We start from the raw sequence: 22,698 nt of genomic DNA on the forward strand, positions 1-22,698 counted from the left end.
GTGCGTGGGCTTACTATGACTAGTAACCGACATAGGGGTCGTTGCCATTTCTGCGTGTCTTGAGTAATTTGAGTATCCACATATATTGCTCTGGATGCGGATGGACAAATTGTTCGACCACTTCATTAATGACTCGAGCGTCTTTATACTCATCGCCAGATAAGTCCTCAATCGGTGCTTTTATCTCAATCTCATATTTGCCAGTTTCGATATTGTAGCTAGCAAAAGTCGGAACAATCTTGGCGCGACTCACTTTAGCCAGTTTACCTAGCCCTGGTAGTGTGGCTTTTTCTGTCGCGAAGAAATCAACGAAAACGCTTTGTTCGGGGCCGTGGTCTTGGTCGGGTAGGTAGTAACCTAAATAGCCATCTTTTACCGATTTAATAAACGGTTTGATACCACCGCTGCGGTCATAGACACGGCCACCATACTGGACTCTCTGCTTATGCATTAGCCAGTCGGTCACAGGGTTTTTTTGGCTGTTAGCCATTGCTGATACAGGGAGCCCTCGTGATGCCAGTAAGATTGCTGGGATATCAATACACCAAGAGTGTGGCACAAGCAAAATAGCACTTTGACCGTTGTCTCGTAGTGCGTGGAGGTGTTCAATTCCTTTTATCTCAGAATGCTTTTCAAGCCACTTTTTATTTCTAAGAGTGATCGCTGGAAAGCCTAGTAGAAATGCTCCGGCCGTCGTTAAGCACTTCTCTAGGATAGCTTCACGTTCTTGCTCAGACTTTTCTGGGAAGCAAAGCGATAAGTTAATACGAGCTTTTTGAATAGAGCCCTTTTGCTTTTTACATAGTTTCTTTGCGACGAAAGATGCCACTGAAACCCGCACGGAGTTAGGCAGTAGGGATATAGGTAACCCAATCAATAGACCAAGCCATGTTCCCCAATGCTTGGGAGCAAGGAATGCTTTCTGGAATGTTGGGTTATATGCTTTAGGGTCGTAGTCGTTGCGTTCTGTAGTCACGAAAAACCTTTATCTGACAAGAAAAGAAAAAAGCCAAGAGTTATTGCTAAGATAACGTCTTGGCTTTGAATCAGCAAATAGTTCGATTAGCTGTTAATCAAGCTCATATATTCAGCAACACCTTCGGCAACTGTTTTGAACTGGTGATCACAGCCAGCAGCGCGTAGCTTGGTTAAATCGGCTTGAGTAAATTCTTGATAAGCACCTTTTAAGTGCTCTGGGAACGGAATAGTCTCTACAGTGCCTTGGCCGTGGTACTTGATTACCGCTTTAGCGACTTCTTCAAAAGATTCTGCGTTACCAGAACCCAGGTTGAAAATGCCAGATACACCATTTTGCATAAACCAAAGGTTAACGGCTGCAACATCGCCTACATAGACGAAATCTCGTTTGAAGGTTTCACTGCCAGCAAACAGCTTCGGGTTTTCTCCAGCATTCATTTGGTTGTTTAAATGAAATGCGACTGAAGCCATAGAGCCTTTGTGCTGCTCGCGAGGGCCGTAAACATTGAAGTAACGGAATCCTGTTACTTGAGATAGTTTTTCTCCGTGCTCTTCTGCGTCTTGCCAGATGCGGCGAACGTAATTATCAAATTGCTGTTTCGAATAACCATAGACATTTAGAGCGCCTTCGTATTGTTTCTCTTCAATGAAAGTATCTGTCTCGCCGTAAGTCGCCGCTGAAGAGGCGTAAAGGAAAGGAATCTCACGCTCAAGGCAGTAATGAAGAAGCTCTTTTGAATACTCGTAGTTATTGAGCATCATGTATTTGCCATCCCACTCTGTCGTAGCAGAACAAGCACCTTCGTGGAAGATAGCTTCGATAGGCCCAAAGTCATCACCAGCCATGATTTGAGTTAGGAAATCATCACGATCCATGTAATCAGCGATATCAAGATCGACTAGATTTTGGAACTTCTTACCGTTCTTTAGATTATCGACAACTAAGATGTCATTAATGCCTTGTTCGTTAAGTGCTTTGATGATGTTGCTGCCAATCATGCCAGCGCCGCCAGTAACGATGATCATAAGTAAATCCCAATAAGTAGTTAAACTGATGCGAGTATATCATGTAATGCGAACTGGGCGCACATTGTGGTTTGTTTATAATTTTACCCAATGATGACCGATATCTAACTACATGGTAGAGGTTGGCGTCGATTCTTACAGGGGATTGTTGTATTATCACGGTCGGTTTTGCACAAGAATTGATTGATAGGTCTGTCTGTATCTTTGATAGACTTAGTATTTGATATTGCTACTTAAGGCTAATGCAACATCAAAATTATTTTAGTAAGGATGAAAGTACTATGACCATCACGCCAGAGCGCATGACACATTTGAAACAGCTTGAAGCTGAGTCTATCCATATTATGCGAGAAGTAGCGGCTGAATTTGATAACCCTGTGATGCTTTATTCAGTTGGTAAGGATTCTTCGGTGATGCTTCACCTTGCTAAAAAAGCGTTTGCTCCTGGTATACCACCGTTCCCACTTATGCATGTCGATACCACTTGGAAGTTCAAAGAAATGATCCAGTTTCGTGATTACATGGCGGAGAAGCTTGGCATGAAGTTGATTGTTCATCAAAACCCAGAAGGTTTAGCGATGAACATAAGCCCGTTTGTTCATGGAAGCTCCAAGCATACCGACATAATGAAAACCCAAGGATTAAAGCAGGCGTTAGACAAGCATGGCTTTGATGCGGCATTTGGTGGTGCACGTCGTGACGAAGAAAAGTCGCGTGCAAAAGAGCGAGTTTATTCTTTCCGTGATGAACACCATCGCTGGGACCCAAAGAATCAGCGTCCTGAACTTTGGAACATCTATAACGGGAAAGTGAATAAAGGCGAAAGTATTCGAGTATTTCCGTTGTCTAACTGGACAGAGCTAGATATCTGGCAATACATCTACCTAGAGAGTATTGAGATCCCAAGTCTTTACCTAGCGAAGAAGCGCCCTGTTGTTGAGCGTGATGGCATGCTGATCATGGTTGATGATGAACGAATGGAGCTTAAAGAGGGTGAAGTCGTCGAAGAAAAAATGGTTCGCTTCCGTACTCTTGGTTGCTATCCGTTAACCGGGGCGGTTGAATCTGAGGCGACAACTCTGCCTGAAATTATTCAAGAAATGCTTCTAACCACGACTTCAGAGCGTCAAGGGCGTGCCATTGACCACGATAGCTCCGGTTCAATGGAGAAGAAAAAACGTGAAGGTTATTTCTAACCGCACAAATTATAGACATACTTAAGTTAGCGAAATGGCCATAACCGCCCTCGTTATAGTTGGTTTACTACTTTGCCTGATATTTTCAAAGTATCGGGCAGTGTCGTTATTTGTTACAGCAACCCTTATTCTTTACATGACAGGGCAAGTGGAACAATTGGAACTGCTAGCTAATGTGACTAACAGTTCAGTGTTAACCTTGATTAGCCTTATGATCGCTTCTCTCGCCTTAGAGAGAAGTTATCTATTGAGTTGGTTATCTAGTAAGATCTTCCATACCAGCTACGCAAGAACACTGTTCCATTTAGGTGCATCTACCGCGATAAGTTCTGCTTTACTTAATAATACCGCAGTGGTTGCCACCTTAATGGGGGGAGTGCAAAGAAACCAAGAACACCCCCCGAGCCGTCTGTTAATCCCTCTCTCATATTTTGCCATTCTTGGTGGTACATTAACGCTCATCGGCACTGCGACTAATTTGGTGGTGAATGCACTACTAGTCGATGCTAACTTGCCTGAACTGCACTTTTTTGATTTTGCCCCAGTAGGATTGGTGCTTGTTATTATTGTTGGAGCAGTGATTGCGGTGAGTTGCCGTAAGCTTTCTTACACCCCGACAAGCAGTGAGGATAAAAAAGGTTACTTTATTGATGCAGAGGTCAGCCAATCAAGTAAGTTAGTGGGTAAAAATGTAAGGGAGAACAAGCTACGTGCTTTAGATGGGCTTTTCTTGGCAGAGATAGTAAGAGGCAAACAGCTTATTTCCCCAGTAACGCCTGATACAGTCATTGAAGCGAATGATAAACTTGTTTTTACTGGGGATGTTGAAAATATTAAGCAGTTGCGACTTCTTGATGGGGTAGAGATTTTTGCAGATAGCAGCCAACTGCTTAGCAGCAACCTCACAGAAGTGATCGTAAGCCCTGAATCGGTCTTGATTGGGAGAACACTAAAAAGCAGTGACTTTCGCTCTCGATTTGATGCTGCTGTTGTTGCCATTAATCGTGAGGGACATAGACTGTCAGGAAAGCTCGGTGAGCAGAGGATACAATCTGGCGATAAGCTTGTTTTGGCGATCGGAGCGGATTTTTACAAACGACAAAACCTCACCAGAAACTTTTTTATTTTAAGTGGAATTGAGTTAAACAATACCTTGACGCCACAACAAAACGTTGCAGCAATCATGGGTTTTGTTAGTTCGATTATCGTATCAGCGGTTACACAGATAAGCTTATTAGAAGCGATTGGGGCTTATATTATTGCTATGCTGGGGCTAAAGGTGTTAGATGGCACGACAATACGTCGCCGTTTTCCATTTGAGCTTTGGGTGATTTTGGTTTGTGCGTTGTCTATCGCTCAAGCATTTACAAGTTCAGGCTTAGCCACTGAGATAACCGGCCTACTCTATGCCATGCTTGGTGAGAGGTCACCCTATATTGCCTTAATTATGATCTTTTTGGTGACGGTTGTTCTTACTGAAATGATTACCAATACCGCTGCCGCAGCGATAATGCTACCGATAGGTATTGCACTGGCCAACGCATATCAAGTCAGCATGACGCCGTTTATTATGGCGGTCGCGTATGCAGCAAGTGCTTGCTTTATTAGCCCTTATGGCTACCAAACTAACTTAATGGTGATGAATGCGGGTGGGTATTGTTTTAAAGACTTTATCCGAGTGGGGTGGAAGGTATCGTTAAGTTACATCATAGTGGCTTTGGTTTCGATTCCGTATTTTTTTCCATTCTAGATAGCCGTTAAAATTAGCATTATTTCAGAGCCAAAGGGCGAGTTCTGCAAACCAAACTACAGCACATTGAGTATTTTAGGAAGCGTAGATGGCACCATATAGCAAAAAACCAAATAACTCTGTGAGTGATGATATTGTATGGCATAACGCCACCGTATCTCACCAGCAACGTGCCGATTTAAAACAGCAAAAGCCTGTTTTACTTTGGTTCACTGGGTTGAGTGGATCTGGAAAATCAACAGTGGCTAATGCAGTTGAAAGTAAGCTGCTATTGTTGGGTAAGCATAGTTATTTACTCGATGGCGATAATGTTCGTCATGGATTAAACAAAGATTTAGGATTTAGCGATGCAGATCGCGTAGAAAACATTCGCCGAATTGGTGAAGTGGCTAAACTCTTTGTCGACTCGGGCGCTATTGTTCTGACGGCTTTTATATCGCCATTTATTAGCGATCGCCAACAGGTAAGAGAGTTGCTTACTCATGGACAGTTTCTAGAAGTTTTTATTGATACCCCGATAGAAGTGTGCGAACAAAGAGATCCTAAAGGCTTATACAAAAAAGCACGAGCTGGCGAAATCAAAAACTTTACTGGCATCGACTCAGCCTATGAAGCGCCTGTAACGCCAGAGATTCATATCAAAACAGCCAATGCTTCTATTGAAGAGTGTGCTGATCTCATTGTAAAACAACTGAAACAACTGAGTTATATTTAATCATGCATTACGACGTATTTAATGGTGATGCTGACGGCATTATCTCACTTATTCAACTGCGTAAGAGCGAGCCTAAAACCACAACGCTCATTACTGGGGTTAAACGTGATATTAAACTGTTGCAGCAAGTAGCTGCGAAAGCGGATATCAGTGGTGTAACAGTGCTTGATATTTCGATGGAAAAGAACTTAGACGCGCTGCACGAAATTTTGGATCGTGAAGTGCCAGTTTTTTATTGCGACCACCACAGAACAGGTGAAGTACCACAGTCAGACAACTTTACCGCATTGATTAACTTAGATGCTCAAATCTGTACTAGCTTACTGATTAATAAGCACATAGGTGGCCGTTACGTACATTGGGCGATTGCGGGCGCTTTTGGCGATAACTTAAATGCTCAAGCAGAAGCGCTGGCTCAAGAATGTGATCTGCAAGTTGAACAAACTGAGTTTTTAAAAGAACTTGGTGTGTTAATCAATTACAATGGCTATGGTGCAAGTTTGTTTGATTTGCATATTGAACCTGCAGAGCTGTTTGTTCAACTGATGCAGTATGAGTCACCATTTGATTTGTTAGCGGATACGAGTTCACCGTATTACTTGCTTCAGCAAGGGTATGAAAGTGATGCAAGCAATCTAGAAACGCTGGAAGCAAGCTTTTCAACCTTGTCTACAGAAGTGTATGTATTACCTTGTGAAGCTTGGGCAAGAAGAATTAGCGGTGTATTTGGTAACCAATTAGCCAACCAATCACCGAGTAAAGCACATGCAGTGTTAACCCTGAATGCGAGCGGAGATGATTACACCGTCAGTGTAAGAGCGCCTTTAGAAAACAGAACGGGCGCCGATGAAGTATGTAGCCAGTTTGCAACCGGTGGGGGCCGAAAAGCCGCTGCTGGTATTAACCAATTACCAAAGTCTGAAGTGGAAAACTTCGTTCAGGCTTTAAATAAATTTTATAAGAAGTAGGAATAAGACATGTCACACTCTTCGGACCTTATTGCTAAAGATATCGAAGCATATCTAAAAGTACATGAAAACAAGGATCTATTGCGCTTTCTAACGTGTGGAAATGTGGATGACGGTAAATCAACACTCATTGGTCGCCTACTTTACGATTCAAAACTGATCTATGAAGATCAAATGGCCGCGATCGAGAAAGACTCCCAAAAATTCAATACCACTGATGAGGCATTTGACTTAGCGCTTCTTGTGGATGGCCTGCAATCAGAGCGTGAGCAAGGTATTACTATTGACGTGGCTTACCGTTACTTCTCAACCGACAAACGTAAATTCATTATCGCCGATACCCCAGGGCATGAGCAGTATACGCGTAATATGGTAACAGGCGCTTCAACCTGTGATTTAGCGATTGTAATGGTGGATGCCCGCCGCGGTATTCAAACGCAGACTCGCCGTCATAGCTATATTTGCTCTCTTTTGGGTATTAAGCACATTATTGTGGCGATCAACAAAATGGATTTAATGGAGTATAGCCAAGAGGTATACCAGCAGATCAAGGCGGATTACCGTGAAATGGCAAAGAACTTCAATATCGATGATATTCGCTTCGTTCCTATCTCTGCCCTGAAAGGTGATAACGTAGTAACACCAAGTGAAAAAATGGATTGGTACCCGGGCGCGACATTAATGAAGTTGCTCGAAACGGTTAAAGTTGATAAAGACAAGAATCTAGAACATATGCGCTTCCCTGTGCAGTATGTGAACCGACCAAATTTAGACTTTCGTGGTTTCTGCGGCACGCTAGCTTCTGGCCAAGTTCAGGTGGGCGATAACGTAACAGCACTACCTTCAGGTAAAACATCAAAAGTAAAATCTGTGTATACTCATGATGGTGAGCTAGAAACGGCGCAACCAGGCCAAGCCATTACCATCACACTTGAGGACGAAATTGATGTCTCGCGCGGTGATATGATTGTTCACACAGGTCACGAACCAAAAGTAACCAACCAGTGTGAAGCCCACCTAGTATGGATGGGTGAGCAACCGATGCTGACTCATAAAGAGTACCTGTTTAAGTTTGCAACTAAGAGCTGCTTAGGCAAGGTTGCAAGCATTGCCCATAAAGTGGATGTAAATACGCTTGAAAAGCACGCTGCACGTGCAGAAAGTTTAGAGCTTAATGAGATAGCACTGACGAATATCAAACTAACCGATAACGTAGCAATAGATGAGTACCAGCAATTACCGCAAACAGGTGCGTTTATTGTTATTGACCGTATTAATAATGTGACTGTGGGGGCTGGTATGGTAAGTGCTATTTCTGATAAAGAAAGTAATGCTAGTGGCCGTGTTTATACCGAATCGGAAAAAGCATTGAATGCGATGATTCGCCAGCAGTTCCCCGAGTGGGGTTGCAAGGCAATTTAATTTGTTAATCTTTAAATAAGGATAGAGCAGAAGAACTAATTTTTTGCTCTTATTAATTTATGCATTCTGTTGATATCAAAAGAACTTTAGAGCTAATTTGGGTTAAAGCCAGCCTGAATCTGCGCTCTGAAGCATCAGTAAACTACCTGAGTTATGCTTGGTGGGTAATTGAACCATTGTTACATATGGTGGTTTATTACGTTGTATTTTCTTTTCTGCTTGCTCGGGGGGGAGATAACTATGTTGCATTTCTTCTTACTGGTTTGATCCCATGGCTTTGGTTTTCGAAAACAATTAACCATACAATGGGTAGTATTCTTGCCGGTAAACAACTCATGAATCAGCTTTATATTCCTAAGTTATTCTTTCCAATGACTTGTGTAGTGCAGAATGCGATCAAGCAAGTGATGGTTTTTTTGCTGCTTTTGGCTTTCTTGGTTGCGTATGGAATTTCACCAAGCAGTGTATGGCTTTATTGTATACCAATCATTTTTATTCAGTTGTTGTTTACAATTGCATGCTCAATGTTAGCCGCTTTAGCTGTCCCCTTTATTCGTGATATGTCGTTTGTAATTCCGACTGCACTACAGTTTTTAATGTTTTGCTCAGGTATTTTCTTCAGTCATCATGATATCCCTGTCGGCGCCCAGTCAATTTTCTTCCTTAACCCTATGGCTGTAATTTTAGCGGCATATCGAGATGTATTAGTAGATGGTGTTGGGCCCAACTGGGGCTTGTTGGGTTATGTAACTATTCTAAGCTCATGCCTAACCATCTTTGGTGTGTGGTTATATAAAAAGTTAGAGTATATTTTGCCAAGGGTTGTGTTGGAGTAATGGCTATGCAAGATAAAACAATCCAACAAAAACAACCTGAGAAGGTGATTGAATTAAAGAACGTAGCTGTTAGTTATAAAGAGCGAAAGTCTTTCTTTAAGTCTACGGAATACAAAGCACTTAAGGATGTTAGTTTTGATGTCTATAAGGGTGAAGTACTAGGTGTGATTGGTCGAAATGGCGCAGGAAAATCAACTTTACTTCGTTTGTTAGCCGGCATTATAAAACCCGATGGTGGTGAAGTAATTCACCATACGAAAAGTGTTTCTCTTATGGCTTTAGCTGCAGGCTTTGATCCTAACTTGTCTGGTCGTCAAAATACGATCATTAGCGGTATGCTAATGGGGTATAGCAAAAATTTTATCAAAGAGAAGATAGAGGAAATCAAAACCTTTTCGGAACTGCAAGAATTTTATGAAAAGCCCACGAAGACATACTCTTCGGGCATGCGGGCAAGGTTAGCTTTTTCTATTGCTATGTATGTCTCACCTGATGTACTTCTGATAGATGAAGTGCTTGGGGTTGGTGATGCAAGCTTTAGGAAAAAAGCAGAGCAAGCTCTACATGAAAAAATAGCTTCAGATATTACGGTGATTTTTGTATCACATTTTGAGCAACAGGTTAGAAACTTGTCTGATCGTATCGTCTGGATTGAAGATGGTGTTGTTAGGAAAGAAGGGGCTCCTGAACATATCTTCCCTGAATATAATATTAATACACGATTTTCTACTTTTGGGCTAATGGTTGAAAAGTATGAAATAAATGAAGATTTTAGTGTTCACTTAGAAAACGTAAAATTTAATGGTGATCAAATTTATTTTGATTGTATTATTATAGATAAAAAAGATCGTTCTATAGATACAATTAAATGTATTAATGAAGCAGGGATGATATTGTCATCTCATAGTCAGGGATATAGCACTCCTATATTCGAGAAAAAATGGCCGAGAAATAATTCTGCTAAACATGCTAGGTATAGCCCTATGATTGCAGATATTGGGAAAGATAATGTCTGTATACTCAATGAAAATATAAATGAAATTGTTGTGTTTTGTCTGAGAATTACCCGATTTTAAGAAAGGTTTTATAAAAACGTTATGAAGAAAATATATTTGCACATAGGTCATTTTAAGACAGGAACTTCGGCAATACAAAAATATTTAGATTTGAATAATGAAAAATTAAATGACAGCGGTTTTCATTACATTAGAGGCTTACGACCTAGTTACAATGAAACCAATCATGGAAAACTATCAGTAAGTCTCATTAAAAAGTTTAATGGTACAAAACCTGGATGGTATATTGATGAAGATAGCTTTGAAAGTTGTATCGCTAGCTTGAAGAACGAAATTAATGAATCTGATTTTGATAAATATATTATATCTTCAGAAGAGTTCTATAGGATATCAATACTGCCTGAGCAGGATAGAATATTAGCAATGAACAGTTTGGTTGATTCCTTAAGTGACTATGATGTTAGTATAGTTTTTTTTAGTCGTCAGCCTCTTTCTTTAATGAAATCCTGGTACAACCAAATTAATAAAGGACATAATCCAGTTAAAAAGTTTGTACAGGTTTTTTATGAACAAAGTGTAATGTTTTATTGTCAGTATGAGACCATATTATTATGGCGACGTTTTTTTGGTGAAGATAAAGTTTATCATTTACCGTATAGATTAAAAGGTAGTGATCATATAAATAGTTTCTTGAACTGTATAGGTTTACCTAGTTTTTGTTGTGATAGTTCTGAAGTTAATTCTAAAAAAGATGAAAGTGTTTTAGAGAAGGAAAGACAAATAAAAATAAGATCTATAGCAGGAGATAATAGTGTTGCTTTTACTAAGTCTATATCTTTGATAAACGACACTAACTTTAAAGTTATGGAAAATAAATTGCTATTAATTAATGAAGATTATCGTAAACTTGCAAATGACTATAACTTACCCGAAGTTAGGAGTATTACTACACATGATATTGTTTCTTACGGCGAAAAAGTGAATGCTATTGAATGTGAACATATTGATGAAAGTATAAACCAAGTAGAAAGTATTAATTATGGTTTTTTTTCTCGTCTGATAAGGTTTTTTAAATGAAAGTCGCAATAATCACTAGAACTAAAGATCGTCCAATAACTTTAGAAAGAGCTATGCAAAGTGTCTTATCACAAACAGAGCAAGATTGGATACACGTTATTGTTAATGATGGTGGTGAACAAGAGTGCGTTGATAAGTTAGCTGAAAAGTATTCTTCAGAATATAGTGGTCGAATCAAGATAATTCACAACCCACAATCTCTTGGCATGGAAGCGGCATCGAATGTTGGTTTAAAAGCGTCTGAATCAAAGTATATTTTAATTCATGATGATGATGATAGTCTTAATGAAGAATTTTTAAGTATTTCAACAACAGCTCTTGAAGAATGTCAGATTCCAAGTGTAAAAGGTGTTGTTACACATACAACACAGATTTTTGAAGAAGTAACGGAAGAAAATATTACATTCGGTTATTCTCAGCCATTTGATGCTCATTTAGCTGCTATTTCATTACAAAAAACGTGTGAAATTAATAAGTTTATGCCAATTTCTTTTTTATACGAAAGAGCGGTTTTTGAGAATATCGGCTACTATGATGAATCCTTACCAGTATGTGGTGATTGGGACTTTAATATTAGATTTCTAATGAAATTTGATATTTTAGTTGTGCAGAGAGAACTTGCTAATTACCATATCCGAACAAATCAAAATTCAAATTATGGTAATACAGTGACACAATCTAAAGATAAGCATTTGTTCTATCGATCTTTAATTATAAATAAGCATTTAAGAAATGATTTGGAAAATAAAAATATTTCCATATCCCATTTGCTATCTTTAGGTGAAGCAACACATGATATAGCTTCAAATACTTGGGTTATTGCTCGTGTCGTAAATAAATTAGTTAATACTAAACTGTTATCTCCAGTAAAAAGGTTATTCAGAAAATAATGAAAGTATCCGCAGTTGTTGTTACATATAACCGAAAAAATATGCTACTGGAGTGTTTGGCAGGATTGTTAAATCAAACTAGAAATGTTGATGAAATTATTCTCGTTAATAATGCTTCAACAGATGGAACCGATGAACTTTTAAAAGAAAGTGGTTATTTAGATAATCCATTAATTCATTATTGTAAATTAGAATCAAATACTGGTGGTGCTGGTGGATTTTCATATGGTATGAAAGTTGCCATAGAAAGAGGAGCTGATTGGGTTTGGACTATGGATGATGATATTGAACCAGAACCTGAAACATTAGAAGTACAGCTTAGCTATACAGAACTGTCAGAATGTATAAATGCAACAAAAGTATTTACCGAAAATGGTGAAACACAGTATTGGGAGCAGTTTTATGATCCCTTTACAGCAAGACTCTTTGATATGAAAAATAGAGCATTTGAAAATGGAAGAGAATGGTGTTGTGTTAATGTTGCTTGTTTTGAAGGTATGTTAGTTAGTGCAAAACTAATCGAAAAAATTGGTTTTCCAGAACAAGACTATTTTATTTATCAAGACGACACCGTATATGGAATTAAAGCATCCTTTTATACCAATGTATTATATGTAAAACCAGCTGTCTTCAGAAAGAAGATTTATGGTTACGGTAATATGAATCCATTTAGAGTGTATTATACATTGCGTAATAACTTTAAAGTGAAGCGTGATATTTCTCAAATGGAACAGATTGGTTCTGGAGACCGTTTATCTAACTTTATATTTTTATTGTCACAATTAAAAGTTACTTTCCAAGGGCTTCGTTTTGACTTTAGCTTTAATATGATTAAATCAATTTTAAAAGGGTGGTTACATGGCTTCCAAGGAAAATAAAATATTATTTGTAGGCGCTGGCTTTTCTTGTGCAGTTATTGCTCGTAAATTTGCAGAGCAAGGCTACAAAGTCACGGTAATAGACTCTCGTGAGCATGTAGCGGGTAACTGTTATTCTGAGCGTGATAAAGAAACCAAAGTCATGGTTCACACTTATGGGCCACACATTTTCCATACTGATGATAAGGAAGTATGGGACTATGTAAATAAGTGGGTAGAGTTTAAACCATACATTAACCGTGTAAAAACAACCAGCCAAGGTGCAGTGTACTCACTGCCGATTAACTTACATACAATTAATCAATACTTTGGTAAGACACTGAATCCAACAGAAGCTAAAGAGTTTATTGAGTCGCAAGCTGATACTTCGATTGAAAATCCACAAACATTTGAAGAACAAGCTATGCGCTTTGTTGGTAAAGATTTTTATGAAGCTTTCTTTAAAGGTTATACGCAGAAGCAGTGGGGGGTTCATCCTTCGACATTACCAGCGAGTATTTTGAAGCGTTTACCAGTGCGCTTTAACTATGACGATAATTACTTCAATCATAAATACCAAGGTATGCCAGTTAATGGCTATACTGAGATTGTTGAAAAAATCTTAGACCATGAAAATATTGAAGTGAAGTTAAATACTCAGTTTGATAAAGCAATGGAAGATGACTTTGAGCATATTTTCTATTCAGGCCCTATTGATGCTTACTTTGACTATGTTCATGGTCGTTTAGGTTATCGAACTTTAGACTTCAAACAAGAAGTACATGATGGTGATTACCAAGGCACTGCAGTAATGAACTATGGTGATGCAGAAGTACCATTCACTCGCATTACGGAGCATAAGTACTTTTCTCCTTGGGAATCGCATGAAAAGAGTGTGATCTATAAAGAATATAGTCGCCTAGCGGGTGAAACGGATATCCCATATTACCCAATTCGTTTTGCTGGTGGTGATGGCATTGAGCAATTGTCGAAGTATGTTGAGCTTGCGCATAAACAGTCAAAAGTAACCTTTGTAGGCCGCCTAGGAACTTATCGTTACTTAGATATGGATGTAACAATCCGTGAAGCTATGACGGTGGCTGAAAAATCATTAAAGGCAATGACGGAAGGTGAAGTAGTACCGGCATTTTTTGTAGACGTAGTCTAATCTAATAAATTACAAATAATAGGAAATGGTACATTTATGTGCCATTTTGTTTATATATGAATAAAATAGCAATAGTACTGGTTACTTTTAACCGAGCAGATATGCTAAAGCAGAACCTTGAATCATTGAAACATCAAGGTCCCCTTACTTATTTTATTATTGATAATAATAGCTCAGATCATACATACGAAACAGTTCAACAGTTTTCAGATTCAGTGTCTGATGAAGTTCACTACTATAATACAAAAGCAAACCTAGGTGGTGCTGGTGGCTTTGCTTTTGGTTGTGAAAAAGCCCTAGCAAATAGTAAGAATTTTACTCATTTATGGCTTGCAGATGATGATGTCACTTTTCACAGTGACTGCTTAGAACAACTCAATCCGTACATTGATCAGAAAACTATTCTGCAGCCAATGCGGTTTGCTGTGGATGGTAGCAATGCAGAGGCATCAGCAACGAAGATTGATCTGGATACCATTTGTATTTTGAATCACAAGCGTAATTCAGTGATGGGGACACCATTTGAGGAAGAAACATCTCCTTTTGATATTCAAAATATACCATTTGAAGGTCCTTTAATTCCACGTTCAATATTTGAAAAAATAGGAATACCGGATGCGCGTTATTTTATCTTTAGTGATGATCTTGATTTTTCACTGAAATCTTTGCGTAATGGTTTTGATATTAAATGTATACCTAGTGCAAAAATGACACGTTTACGTCCTACAGAACCTAACTATAAACCAACAGATTGGAAAAGCTATTTTGTATATCGTAACTTTTTTAGAATACATAAAGAGTTTGGTAATAATTGGTTAGTTAGACATAGACCATATCTACTTGCTCTTTTAGTATCTTGTTACTGTGTAATTACTGGTAATTTTAAAGGCATTAAAATAATTCAGGATGCTTTAAAAGATGGTATGTCATCTAATTTCAGATTGAATGAAAAGTATATTCCATAAGGTGAATTATGATTATTTCTTGTAGTAAAAACTTTGTATTTATTCACAACCCTAAAGTTGCAGGGACTAGCATTAGACAGTTTTTATCTCAATATGATTCATTTGATAACTACTTTTGGCACAGAGGTTATATTACAGGGATAGATCATGTAGTCGATAAACCTCATATTCCTTTAAATGACCTCGCTAAGACGGAGTTTTATCAGCATTTAGTTAATAATGAGAACTTTGTATTTGGTTTTGTGCGTAATCCATATGAAAGAGTTTACTCTGCCTATTTAGAAAAAACACGCCAGTGGAAAAATGTTGATCTGAGCTTTAATGATTTTGTTGCACAACTAGATGAAATAAAAATTCGTTATGATTATAACTATATCCATTTTTGTCCTCAGCACTATTTTTTTTATAATGGTAAAAAATGTTTGGCGGACTTTATTGGTAAAATTGAGATGATCGATATCGACTTTAATACCATAAAAAGCCTGATAGGCATTGATGGTGAGTTAAAGCAGGTTAATAGGTCACAGAATGATAATATAATGACTTATATTGATTTTTATAATCAAAAATCCGTTGAAATAGTTAATCGTTTATATGAAAAAGACTTTCTTCTTTTTAATTATCCAATGATTGGAGATTTTAAGTCTCAACCACATGGTTTATCTTTTGATGGTGCATTTGAAGAGTACGGAAGCCAGAGCCCTACAGCTAAATTACTGCAGCAAGTGGATAGTTTATCTTTAGAGCTAATAAATTTCGAAAGAGAATTATTTGAAAAAAATTGCTCTATTACCGATTTAGAAGATAAGCTAGCTCAGCAAAAAGAGAGCTATGAAGAGAAATTAAATACAATTTATGCTTCAAAAGCATGGAAGGTAATTGAGATGTATAGGCAGCTACGTCGTTAACATTAAATCGAAATAATGATCAAAAAGGGCAGTGTTGAAGGTTTTATAGATGCTATAAGCATGAATAGCTAGGTCAGCCAATTGCAGAAATTAGTAAAGTCAAAACAGTAAATGTAATAAATGATTTAATTATTAGGATTATATCCAGTAGGCGCATCAAGCAAGATGCGTCGAATACACTCTACATCAAAATGGTGGCAACATATATCTAGTTGGTTCACTAGTTCACTCATCTCTTTCCAGCTTAACTTATCTTCTTGTGCGGTCATGATTTTTTGATGGCTAGTTCCTTCCACATTGTCCCCAATCAGAAGCTCTTCAAATAGCTTTTCTCCTGGGCGTAACCCTGTAAACCGAATTTCAATATCACCGGCTGCTGCGACGCCTTCAATATGTTCACGCATACCCATCAAATGTATCATTCGTTTTGCAAGATCTAGTATTTTTACTGGTTCCCCCATGTCCAAAACAAAGACTTGTCCGTTATCACCCATTGCTCCCGCTTGTATTACTAGCTGAGCGGCTTCTGGTATGAGCATGAAGTAACGAATGATATCCGGGTGAGTCACGGTGACAGGGCCGCCAGTGCGGATTTGCTTTTTAAATAGCGGTACTACTGAGCCAGATGACCCGAGAACATTACCAAAACGGACCATCGTGAAAGTTGTTGTGGTTTCTGTTTCTGCTAAGGCTTGTAAGACTAATTCCGCCAAACGCTTAGTTGCTCCCATCACGTTGGTAGGCCGAACGGCTTTATCAGTCGAGATTAAGGTGAAGTTTTTGACTCCGGTGGTTATAGCAGCCTGAGCACATGCTAATGTACCAAAAACGTTATTGCGAACACCTTCTACTATATTATCTTCGACAAGGGGGACATGTTTATAAGCGGCCGCGTGATAGAGAGTTTCAACATTGTGGGCCGTGATAAGCTTTTCGAGTCGGTTCTGTCTTTGTACGGATCCAAGCGCAGCGACAAGTTTAGTACCTAGCTTAAGTGTTTGTATCGTATTTGAAAGCTCTTGATCAATTTTGTATAAATTGTATTCATTGAGTTCAAATAAAACCAGTGTCTTTGGTTTTTGAGATATGATCTGGCGACAAAGCTCAGATCCAATAGAGCCACCAGCCCCAGTAACCATTACGCTTTTGTTAGTTATATTTTTCGCCATTAATTCCTGATTGGGATCAACAGGTGCTCTGCCCAATAGATCTGCGACGTCTAAATCTTTTACCTCAGTCGCGACTGCTTTACCTGTCGCAATATCTTCAACAGAAGGCACAGATTGAATCTCTATCGGCCATTCAGAGAGCTTTTCAACTAACTGCAGCCTTTTAGCTTTACTAATGTTATTCATCGCTAGTAATAACTTGATGGGTTGATAAAGGCTTTGTAAATTTTGAAACTCATCAGGATGGTAGACCCTAATTCCAAACATTATTTGGCCAGTCTTAGTAGTGTCATCATCAAGTAGTGCAACCGGGTGATACTCATCACCTTGAATGAGTGCGTAGGCGAGGTCTCGCCCTGTTGCGCCAGCACCATAAATAAATACGTTCGGCTTTTGTCGTTTGTAATAGTGGTAATAAACTGTGCGGACAAAAATTCGAGGGCCACCTAAGGCTAGAATGGCGAGACCTGCGTATATAAAAGGCACACTTCTAGGAATAAATGAATGGAAGAAAAAACCGCTTAGAGCAAGCGTTAACGCTGAAAAAAACACCCCTAAAAAAATGTGTCCAACTGCAGGTAGCATCATGTAACGCAGAACAGCGCGATACATTCCGAGACGGACAAAACTATAGATAGTAACAAATAAAGTAGCGATTAGGCTGCCTAGTTCATCTAAACCTACTGCAAAGGTTGCAGAGCCGAGTCTAAAAGCAATCGCTAAGTAGAGTGATGTGATTACTGCTAGAGTGTCGTAGCCAATGCTGATTAACCGTTTGTTTTTTCGGCTAGCGTTTAGTAAAAGCTTGACTGGCGTTATCATTGTAATCCTCAAAAGAATATATGGACACTATCGGCTTGATAAAGGTGGAGTTCAGGCATTCTAATCTGCTTATCTATATAGAGCTAGTTGTATTTCCCGTGATATTAGCTGTTTCCTTCAATATTTTAGGGTTCTCGTATACAATCAGCACCAACTCTAAACTAAGAACACGGAATATCTTTGAATGATTAAAAAATGTTTATTTCCTGCTGCAGGTTATGGTACGCGTTTTCTTCCGGCGACTAAGTCTATGCCAAAAGAGATGATGCCAGTGGTTAACAAGCCACTAATTGAGTATGGTGTTGATGAGGCGATACAGGCCGGGATGCAAGATATGTGCATTGTTACTGGGCGCGGTAAGCATTCTCTAATGGACCATTTCGATAAAAATTATGAATTAGAGCACCAAATAAAAGACACCAATAAAGAAAGTTTATTGGAAGATATTCGTAAGATCATTGATGCAGCGAGTTTCACTTTTGTTCGTCAACGAGAGATGAAAGGCTTAGGTCATGCCATTCTTACCGGACGTGAGTTAATTGGGGATGAACCATTTGCTGTTGTGTTGGCGGATGACCTATGTGTTAATGAAGATAAAGGTGTCTTACAACAAATGGTTGAGCTGTTTAATCAATTTCGTTGCTCGATCGTGGCAGTAGAAGAAGTTCCAGAGTCAGAAACGCATAAGTATGGCGTGATTGCTGGCAGTAAAATTAGTGATGATATCTATCGTGTTGAAGATATGGTTGAAAAGCCAGAGCAAGGAATGGCGCCAAGTAACTTAGCTATTATTGGGCGTTATATTTTAACGCCAGACATTTTTAACATTATCGAAAAGACAGAACCAGGTAAGGGGGGGGAAATCCAGATTACAGATGCGCTTCTGGAACAGGCTAAATCGGGCTGTGTTATTGCATATAAGTTTAAAGGCAAGCGATTTGATTGCGGTAGTGTTGAAGGTTTTATTGATGCTACTAATTACTGCTATCAAACTCAGTACCTTGATAAACCCGCACAAGAAATTGGTAAAGAACGCACAGTTAAGGCTTAGGTAATAATTAAGTTATGTGTAAGATGACAATCGTCTGAGTTGAGGAGTGTATGAACCTTTTAGTCACCGGTAGTACTGGGTTTGTAGGAGCTGCGCTACTTGAAAATATTAAGTGTCAAGAGTGGGCTGTCACTAGCGTTGTACGCACTCCAAAGCCTGCTATTTGCTCAGATTATATTGTTTCTTCTATTGATCCAAATACAGACTGGGCTGGCGCATTCGATGGTGTCGATTGCGTGGTTCACTGCGCTGCTTGTGTTCATCAGATGAACGAGTCAGCAATAGAGGCACTGGAAGCTTATCGAGAGGTGAATACTCTAGGTACGTTAAATCTTGCTAGGCAAGCCGCTCAAGCGGGCGTTAAACGATTCATTTTTATTAGCTCAATTAAGGTGAATGGGGAGTTCTCGCCATCAGGCCATCCGTTTCAACCTGATTTAGTGCATGTTCCTGATGATCCATATGGGTTGAGTAAGTACGAAGCTGAAGTTCAACTTAGAGAGTTAGCCAAAGAAACGGGTATTGAAGTTGTGATAATTCGTCCGCCTTTAGTCTATGGGCCAGGTGTCAAAGCCAACTTCTTGTCTATGATGCATTGGATAAAGAAAGGAATTCCACTACCGCTGGGGGCAATCCATAACAGTCGTAGCCTTGTATATATTGATAACCTAGTGGATCTAATACTAACTTGCTGTAAGCACCCTAAAGCAGCCGGAGAGACATTCCTAGCCTCTGATGATAAAGATGTATCGACTACTCAGTTGCTCAAAGCTGTCGCGCTATCGATGAATAAAAGAGCGCGCTTGATACCTATCCCCATGTCAATTATCGAATTTGCAGCTCAGGTTATTGGTAAGCCACAGATATCACAGCGATTATGTGGTAGCCTTGAGGTTGATATTTCTCATACTCGAAAGATTCTAGATTGGGATCCTCCTGTTACTTTCGAACAAGGTATAAAAAGAACGGTGCAAGCCTATTTAGATTCCCAATAGCTCGTTTTTAAACGTAATTCAGGTTCTCTTTAGTGATTATTGAAAGGTTTTAAGTTGATTCGTGTAATAGATTTCTTTGCTGCTTTATTCGGTCTCATGTTGCTATGGCCCGTTTTTGTTGTTATTTGCATCTTGGGGTATTTTGACACTGGTTCACCGGTATTCCGTCAAACTCGTGTAGGGAGAAATCAACAGCCTTTTACACTGATTAAGTTCCGCACTATGCCTGTTGAGACTAAGTCAGTAGCTACACACCTTGTTGGTGCTAGTTCAGTCACTAAGCTAGGCGGATTTCTTCGTAAAACCAAACTTGATGAACTACCTCAGTTGATTAACGTAGTTAAGGGTGAAATGAGCCTTGTGGGTCCACGTCCGTGCCTGTTTAATCAACAAGAACTTATTGATGCTAGGCAAGAAAAGGGCGTATTTGATGTAAGACCAGGAATAACAGGTTTGGCTCAAGTCAATGAAATCGATATGTCTACACCGGAGCTATTAGCTGAGTGGGATGAACGTATGATCAGTTCGATGACGGTTAAATCATACTTTTCTTATATAATTCAGACTGTGCTGGGTAAAGGTGCTGGTGATCGCGTATAGAGGATGTTTATTAGTCTTTTAAACTTAACAAGAGCAGCTACTCGCTACTCGCCGCTCGAAACTCTATTACAAAATCTGCTTCAACACCCGATCTGCTTTCACTCGGGTAATCTTACGCATTAGTTTTTGCACTGCGTCTGGATAGTCTTCAAACTTCTCTAGCTGTCTGTAGGTACAGATTAACTGAGTATGCTGAAGGATGTTCTCCACCTCTTTTTCAAACTGAGGTGTTAAGTGGTGATAGTTATCCTGAATGAATATTGCATTCTCTAAGTCCAGTTTCCAAGCTCTTGGATTGAGGTTGTTGCCTGTGATCAGCATGTAGCGCTTATCTACCCATATGCCTTTAAGGTGGAAGCTGTTCTCATCGTGTTTCCATAGGTGGATAGAGAGCTTACGGCTAGCAATATTGGCTTCGTTTGCTTTGGCAAACTGACGTAAATTGCGTTCATAAAGGTAAGGCAAACCACCAATGGTTTTAAACTCTTCTTCTGGTGAGATGTAAAAGTCGTTAGCCGTTTTATCACCGACAACAATAGTCACCTTCACGCCGCGTCTCAGGGCCTTTCTTACTTCTTTCGCAACACTACGAGGGAAGTTGAAATAAGGCGTACAGATAAAGATCTCATCTTTTGCTTGAGCAAGCAGCTGGTTAATACCCTGATTGAGCTTATTGCGTTTTTTGCCTACGCCAACAATCGGCGTCACCGCAACTTGATCTTGGGAAACTGGTTGAGAGTCAAACTGATAAGACGATTTTGCAAGTGCTGCGCGAAGCTGGCGAATCTGAGTTTTTATCTCTTTAGTCTCAGGCTTGCTCGGGCAGGCAAGATCGTTAACAGCAGGGTGTGCAACGATTTCATGTTGGACAAAGTTCACCATACTATCTGCCAGAGCTTTATTCTCTAGAACATGGTAGCGATCAAAGCGATAGCGATCTTTATAGTTTAGGTAAATATTGTTTAAGCTGGCGCCGCTGTAGATAACCGTATCATCGATGATAAAGCCTTTTAGATGCAGCACGCCAAAGACTTCTCGGCCTCTAACTGGAATGCCATAAACGGGAATTTTGTATTGGTGCTTTTCAGCAAAGCTTTTATACATCGCTGCATTGGTTTCACCAGGTTCTGCACCGATTAGACCACGTTGCGCTCGATGCCAGTCAACGCATACGCTGATATCTAAACCAGGGTTGCGCTGCTTAGCTTGATAAAGCTCTGATAGTATTTCTCTTCCCGCTTCATCATCCTCTAAGTAAAGAGCAACAAGGCAAATTCGTTTACTTGCCTGACGAATCGCTTCAATCAAGCGAGTTCGAAAATCCTTGGCAGAATACAAGGTTTCAAACCGTGCAGGATCTTGCGCCAAAGTAGGAAGTTGTTCGAATAAATTCCTATTAGTCATCATGTTGGATGTATTGCCTTTACTAAAAGTGGACAGGGATAGTAGCAAACAAAGCTGAAAGTTTCGAGTATCAAGCTAAAAGAGCGACGAGTTTTGAGTTGCTAGTCCCGAGCTTGGTGACTCTAGGTTTGTACCTCTAAAGCCCAGCTTAGTCACACAATGTAATACCATTTTCATTTTTTCGTATAAGAAAAGACCATAACAATAAATAAATACTCTATTCGTCGATATTCGTCATGAAACATGAACAGTTAGCTATATGGCAAAGAAGCTTCTCTTTAAGCTGTTTAGTCTACAAATCCTTTAAACAACATAGGGATTATGGGTTTAAAGACCAGATTTGTCGCTCCGGTCTTTCTGTACCCAGTAACATCGCTGAAGGAATGGAAAGGCACACTGACAAAGAAAAGGCGCACTTTCTTTCTATTGCTAAAGGCTCATTAGCTGAGTTAAGAACTCAGCTTCTTATTGCGATTGAAATCCAATACATTCCCAAATGTGTTGGAGAAGACATGGCCGAAGAGTGCTTACATTTAAGTCGCATGCTTGGGGCGTTTATAGTCAAACTTCGAAGCAAGTAACTCGCCACTCGCTACTCGTCACTCGCCACTCGCCACTCGTCACTCGTCACTCGCCACTCGTCACTCGCCACTCGCCACTCGCCACTCGTCACTCGCCACTCGCTACTCGTCACTCGTCACTCGCCACTCGTCACTCGCCACTCGCCACTCGCCACTCGTCACTCGCCACTCGCTACTCGTCACTCGTCACTCGCTACTCGCTACTCGCTACTCGCTACTCGCTACTCGCTACTCGCTACTCGCTACTCGCTACTCGCTACTCGCTACTCGCTACTCGCTACTCGCTACTCGCTACTCGCTACTC

Annotated in this window: 22 protein-coding genes; 18 read left to right on the forward strand and 4 right to left on the reverse strand. The window is 39.7% G+C overall.

What is annotated here, in order from left to right; translation table 11 throughout:
• Nucleotides 1-19 precede the first annotated feature (19 nt).
• Nucleotides 20-976, reverse strand: a complete 957-nt coding sequence (lpxM, locus tag QTN94_RS12670) for a lauroyl-Kdo(2)-lipid IV(A) myristoyltransferase (protein ID WP_331427818.1) — start codon at nucleotides 974-976, stop codon at nucleotides 20-22.
• A gap of 86 nt (nucleotides 977-1,062) precedes the next feature.
• Nucleotides 1,063-2,004, reverse strand: coding sequence for an ADP-glyceromanno-heptose 6-epimerase (gene rfaD / locus QTN94_RS12675; protein WP_331427819.1), 942 nt, complete (start codon nucleotides 2,002-2,004; stop codon nucleotides 1,063-1,065).
• A 281-nt stretch (nucleotides 2,005-2,285) separates the two neighbouring features.
• Between rfaD and cysD the strand changes: the two genes are divergently transcribed.
• From cysD to QTN94_RS12740, 13 genes are all read left to right on the forward strand, one after another.
• Nucleotides 2,286-3,200: a sulfate adenylyltransferase subunit CysD gene (gene cysD / locus QTN94_RS12680; RefSeq protein WP_331427820.1), complete on the forward strand. Its 915-nt coding sequence runs from the start codon at nucleotides 2,286-2,288 to the stop codon at nucleotides 3,198-3,200.
• A gap of 34 nt (nucleotides 3,201-3,234) precedes the next feature.
• On the forward strand, nucleotides 3,235-4,950 hold the full coding sequence (locus QTN94_RS12685; RefSeq protein ID WP_331427821.1) for an SLC13 family permease: 1,716 nt from the start codon (nucleotides 3,235-3,237) through the stop codon (nucleotides 4,948-4,950).
• An 88-nt stretch (nucleotides 4,951-5,038) separates the two neighbouring features.
• A complete protein-coding gene (cysC, locus tag QTN94_RS12690; RefSeq protein WP_331427822.1) occupies nucleotides 5,039-5,665 on the forward strand; it encodes an adenylyl-sulfate kinase in 627 nt (208 codons plus the stop codon).
• 2 nt (nucleotides 5,666-5,667) lie between these two features.
• A complete protein-coding gene (locus QTN94_RS12695; protein WP_331427823.1) occupies nucleotides 5,668-6,633 on the forward strand; it encodes a DHH family phosphoesterase in 966 nt (321 codons plus the stop codon).
• A gap of 9 nt (nucleotides 6,634-6,642) precedes the next feature.
• Nucleotides 6,643-8,055 carry a sulfate adenylyltransferase subunit CysN gene (cysN, locus tag QTN94_RS12700; protein ID WP_331427824.1) on the forward strand — a complete coding sequence of 471 codons (1,413 nt, stop codon included), beginning with the start codon at nucleotides 6,643-6,645 and terminating at the stop codon, nucleotides 8,053-8,055.
• A 59-nt stretch (nucleotides 8,056-8,114) separates the two neighbouring features.
• Complete coding sequence (locus QTN94_RS12705) at nucleotides 8,115-8,891, forward strand: ABC transporter permease (RefSeq protein WP_331427825.1); 777 nt, start codon at nucleotides 8,115-8,117, stop codon at nucleotides 8,889-8,891.
• A gap of 5 nt (nucleotides 8,892-8,896) precedes the next feature.
• The gene (locus QTN94_RS12710; RefSeq protein ID WP_331427827.1) at nucleotides 8,897-9,967 is read left to right on the forward strand and encodes an ABC transporter ATP-binding protein; all 1,071 of its coding nucleotides are present in this window, start codon (nucleotides 8,897-8,899) and stop codon (nucleotides 9,965-9,967) included.
• Between the two features lie 21 nt (nucleotides 9,968-9,988).
• Nucleotides 9,989-10,984 carry a hypothetical protein gene (locus QTN94_RS12715; protein WP_331427828.1) on the forward strand — a complete coding sequence of 332 codons (996 nt, stop codon included), beginning with the start codon at nucleotides 9,989-9,991 and terminating at the stop codon, nucleotides 10,982-10,984.
• Nucleotides 10,981-11,874 (forward strand): glycosyltransferase family 2 protein, encoded by an 894-nt coding sequence (locus QTN94_RS12720; RefSeq protein WP_331427829.1) that lies wholly within the window; start codon nucleotides 10,981-10,983, stop codon nucleotides 11,872-11,874. Before QTN94_RS12715 ends, QTN94_RS12720 begins: the two co-directional genes overlap by 4 nt.
• Nucleotides 11,874-12,752 carry a glycosyltransferase family 2 protein gene (locus QTN94_RS12725; protein WP_331427830.1) on the forward strand — a complete coding sequence of 293 codons (879 nt, stop codon included), beginning with the start codon at nucleotides 11,874-11,876 and terminating at the stop codon, nucleotides 12,750-12,752. The genes QTN94_RS12720 and QTN94_RS12725 overlap by 1 nt, the downstream gene beginning before the upstream one ends.
• Nucleotides 12,733-13,899, forward strand: coding sequence for a UDP-galactopyranose mutase (gene glf / locus QTN94_RS12730; RefSeq protein ID WP_331427831.1), 1,167 nt, complete (start codon nucleotides 12,733-12,735; stop codon nucleotides 13,897-13,899). Before QTN94_RS12725 ends, glf begins: the two co-directional genes overlap by 20 nt.
• 56 nt (nucleotides 13,900-13,955) lie before the next feature.
• Nucleotides 13,956-14,864, forward strand: coding sequence for a glycosyltransferase (locus QTN94_RS12735; protein WP_331427832.1), 909 nt, complete (start codon nucleotides 13,956-13,958; stop codon nucleotides 14,862-14,864).
• Nucleotides 14,865-14,872: 8 nt separating this feature from the next.
• Nucleotides 14,873-15,772, forward strand: a complete 900-nt coding sequence (locus QTN94_RS12740) for a sulfotransferase family 2 domain-containing protein (protein WP_331427834.1) — start codon at nucleotides 14,873-14,875, stop codon at nucleotides 15,770-15,772.
• A 125-nt stretch (nucleotides 15,773-15,897) separates the two neighbouring features.
• On the opposite strand, the gene QTN94_RS12745 is transcribed toward QTN94_RS12740, so the two are convergent.
• Nucleotides 15,898-17,763 (reverse strand): polysaccharide biosynthesis protein, encoded by a 1,866-nt coding sequence (locus QTN94_RS12745; protein ID WP_331427835.1) that lies wholly within the window; start codon nucleotides 17,761-17,763, stop codon nucleotides 15,898-15,900.
• 184 nt (nucleotides 17,764-17,947) lie between these two features.
• On the opposite strand from QTN94_RS12745, the gene galU reads away from it, so the two are divergent.
• From galU to QTN94_RS12760, 3 genes are read left to right on the forward strand one after another with little or no spacing between them, the layout of a single operon-like run.
• Nucleotides 17,948-18,814: a UTP--glucose-1-phosphate uridylyltransferase GalU gene (gene galU, locus QTN94_RS12750; RefSeq protein ID WP_331427836.1), complete on the forward strand. Its 867-nt coding sequence runs from the start codon at nucleotides 17,948-17,950 to the stop codon at nucleotides 18,812-18,814.
• 50 nt (nucleotides 18,815-18,864) lie between these two features.
• Nucleotides 18,865-19,809 carry a UDP-glucose 4-epimerase family protein gene (locus QTN94_RS12755; RefSeq protein ID WP_331427837.1) on the forward strand — a complete coding sequence of 315 codons (945 nt, stop codon included), beginning with the start codon at nucleotides 18,865-18,867 and terminating at the stop codon, nucleotides 19,807-19,809.
• Between the two features lie 54 nt (nucleotides 19,810-19,863).
• Complete coding sequence (locus QTN94_RS12760; protein WP_331427838.1) at nucleotides 19,864-20,409, forward strand: sugar transferase; 546 nt, start codon at nucleotides 19,864-19,866, stop codon at nucleotides 20,407-20,409.
• 66 nt (nucleotides 20,410-20,475) lie between these two features.
• Here QTN94_RS12760 and pssA read toward each other — a convergent pair whose 3' ends face one another.
• Nucleotides 20,476-21,816 (reverse strand): CDP-diacylglycerol--serine O-phosphatidyltransferase, encoded by a 1,341-nt coding sequence (gene pssA, locus QTN94_RS12765; protein WP_331416742.1) that lies wholly within the window; start codon nucleotides 21,814-21,816, stop codon nucleotides 20,476-20,478.
• A 233-nt stretch (nucleotides 21,817-22,049) separates the two neighbouring features.
• Here pssA and QTN94_RS12770 point away from each other — a divergent pair, with 233 nt between their 5' ends.
• Together QTN94_RS12770 and QTN94_RS12775 are read left to right on the forward strand one after the other, a co-directional pair.
• Nucleotides 22,050-22,394 carry a four helix bundle protein gene (locus QTN94_RS12770; RefSeq protein ID WP_331427839.1) on the forward strand — a complete coding sequence of 115 codons (345 nt, stop codon included), beginning with the start codon at nucleotides 22,050-22,052 and terminating at the stop codon, nucleotides 22,392-22,394.
• Nucleotides 22,337-22,698 (forward strand): hypothetical protein (locus tag QTN94_RS12775; protein ID WP_331427840.1); only part of this gene is annotated, 362 nt, incomplete at its 3' end. The genes QTN94_RS12770 and QTN94_RS12775, both read left to right, overlap by 58 nt.

It is taken from the genome of Vibrio sp. M250220, assembly GCF_036533795.1.
Taxonomy (GTDB): Bacteria; Pseudomonadota; Gammaproteobacteria; order Enterobacterales; family Vibrionaceae; genus Vibrio.

Coding starts and splice junctions, on each gene's coding strand:
- QTN94_RS12720 (WP_331427829.1), top strand. CDS start 10,981: ATGAAAGTCGCAATAATCACTAGAACTAAAGATCGTCCAATAACTTTA.
- QTN94_RS12695 (WP_331427823.1), top strand. CDS start 5,668: ATGCATTACGACGTATTTAATGGTGATGCTGACGGCATTATCTCACTT.
- QTN94_RS12710 (WP_331427827.1), top strand. CDS start 8,897: ATGCAAGATAAAACAATCCAACAAAAACAACCTGAGAAGGTGATTGAA.
- QTN94_RS12740 (WP_331427834.1), top strand. CDS start 14,873: ATGATTATTTCTTGTAGTAAAAACTTTGTATTTATTCACAACCCTAAA.
- rfaD (WP_331427819.1), bottom strand. CDS start 2,004: ATGATCATCGTTACTGGCGGCGCTGGCATGATTGGCAGCAACATCATC.
- QTN94_RS12715 (WP_331427828.1), top strand. CDS start 9,989: ATGAAGAAAATATATTTGCACATAGGTCATTTTAAGACAGGAACTTCG.
- QTN94_RS12705 (WP_331427825.1), top strand. CDS start 8,115: ATGCATTCTGTTGATATCAAAAGAACTTTAGAGCTAATTTGGGTTAAA.
- QTN94_RS12735 (WP_331427832.1), top strand. CDS start 13,956: ATGAATAAAATAGCAATAGTACTGGTTACTTTTAACCGAGCAGATATG.
- pssA (WP_331416742.1), bottom strand. CDS start 21,816: ATGATGACTAATAGGAATTTATTCGAACAACTTCCTACTTTGGCGCAA.
- QTN94_RS12685 (WP_331427821.1), top strand. CDS start 3,235: ATGGCCATAACCGCCCTCGTTATAGTTGGTTTACTACTTTGCCTGATA.
- QTN94_RS12745 (WP_331427835.1), bottom strand. CDS start 17,763: ATGATAACGCCAGTCAAGCTTTTACTAAACGCTAGCCGAAAAAACAAA.
- cysN (WP_331427824.1), top strand. CDS start 6,643: ATGTCACACTCTTCGGACCTTATTGCTAAAGATATCGAAGCATATCTA.
- cysD (WP_331427820.1), top strand. CDS start 2,286: ATGACCATCACGCCAGAGCGCATGACACATTTGAAACAGCTTGAAGCT.
- glf (WP_331427831.1), top strand. CDS start 12,733: ATGGCTTCCAAGGAAAATAAAATATTATTTGTAGGCGCTGGCTTTTCT.
- galU (WP_331427836.1), top strand. CDS start 17,948: ATGATTAAAAAATGTTTATTTCCTGCTGCAGGTTATGGTACGCGTTTT.
- QTN94_RS12755 (WP_331427837.1), top strand. CDS start 18,865: ATGAACCTTTTAGTCACCGGTAGTACTGGGTTTGTAGGAGCTGCGCTA.
- cysC (WP_331427822.1), top strand. CDS start 5,039: ATGGCACCATATAGCAAAAAACCAAATAACTCTGTGAGTGATGATATT.
- QTN94_RS12770 (WP_331427839.1), top strand. CDS start 22,050: ATGAAACATGAACAGTTAGCTATATGGCAAAGAAGCTTCTCTTTAAGC.
- QTN94_RS12725 (WP_331427830.1), top strand. CDS start 11,874: ATGAAAGTATCCGCAGTTGTTGTTACATATAACCGAAAAAATATGCTA.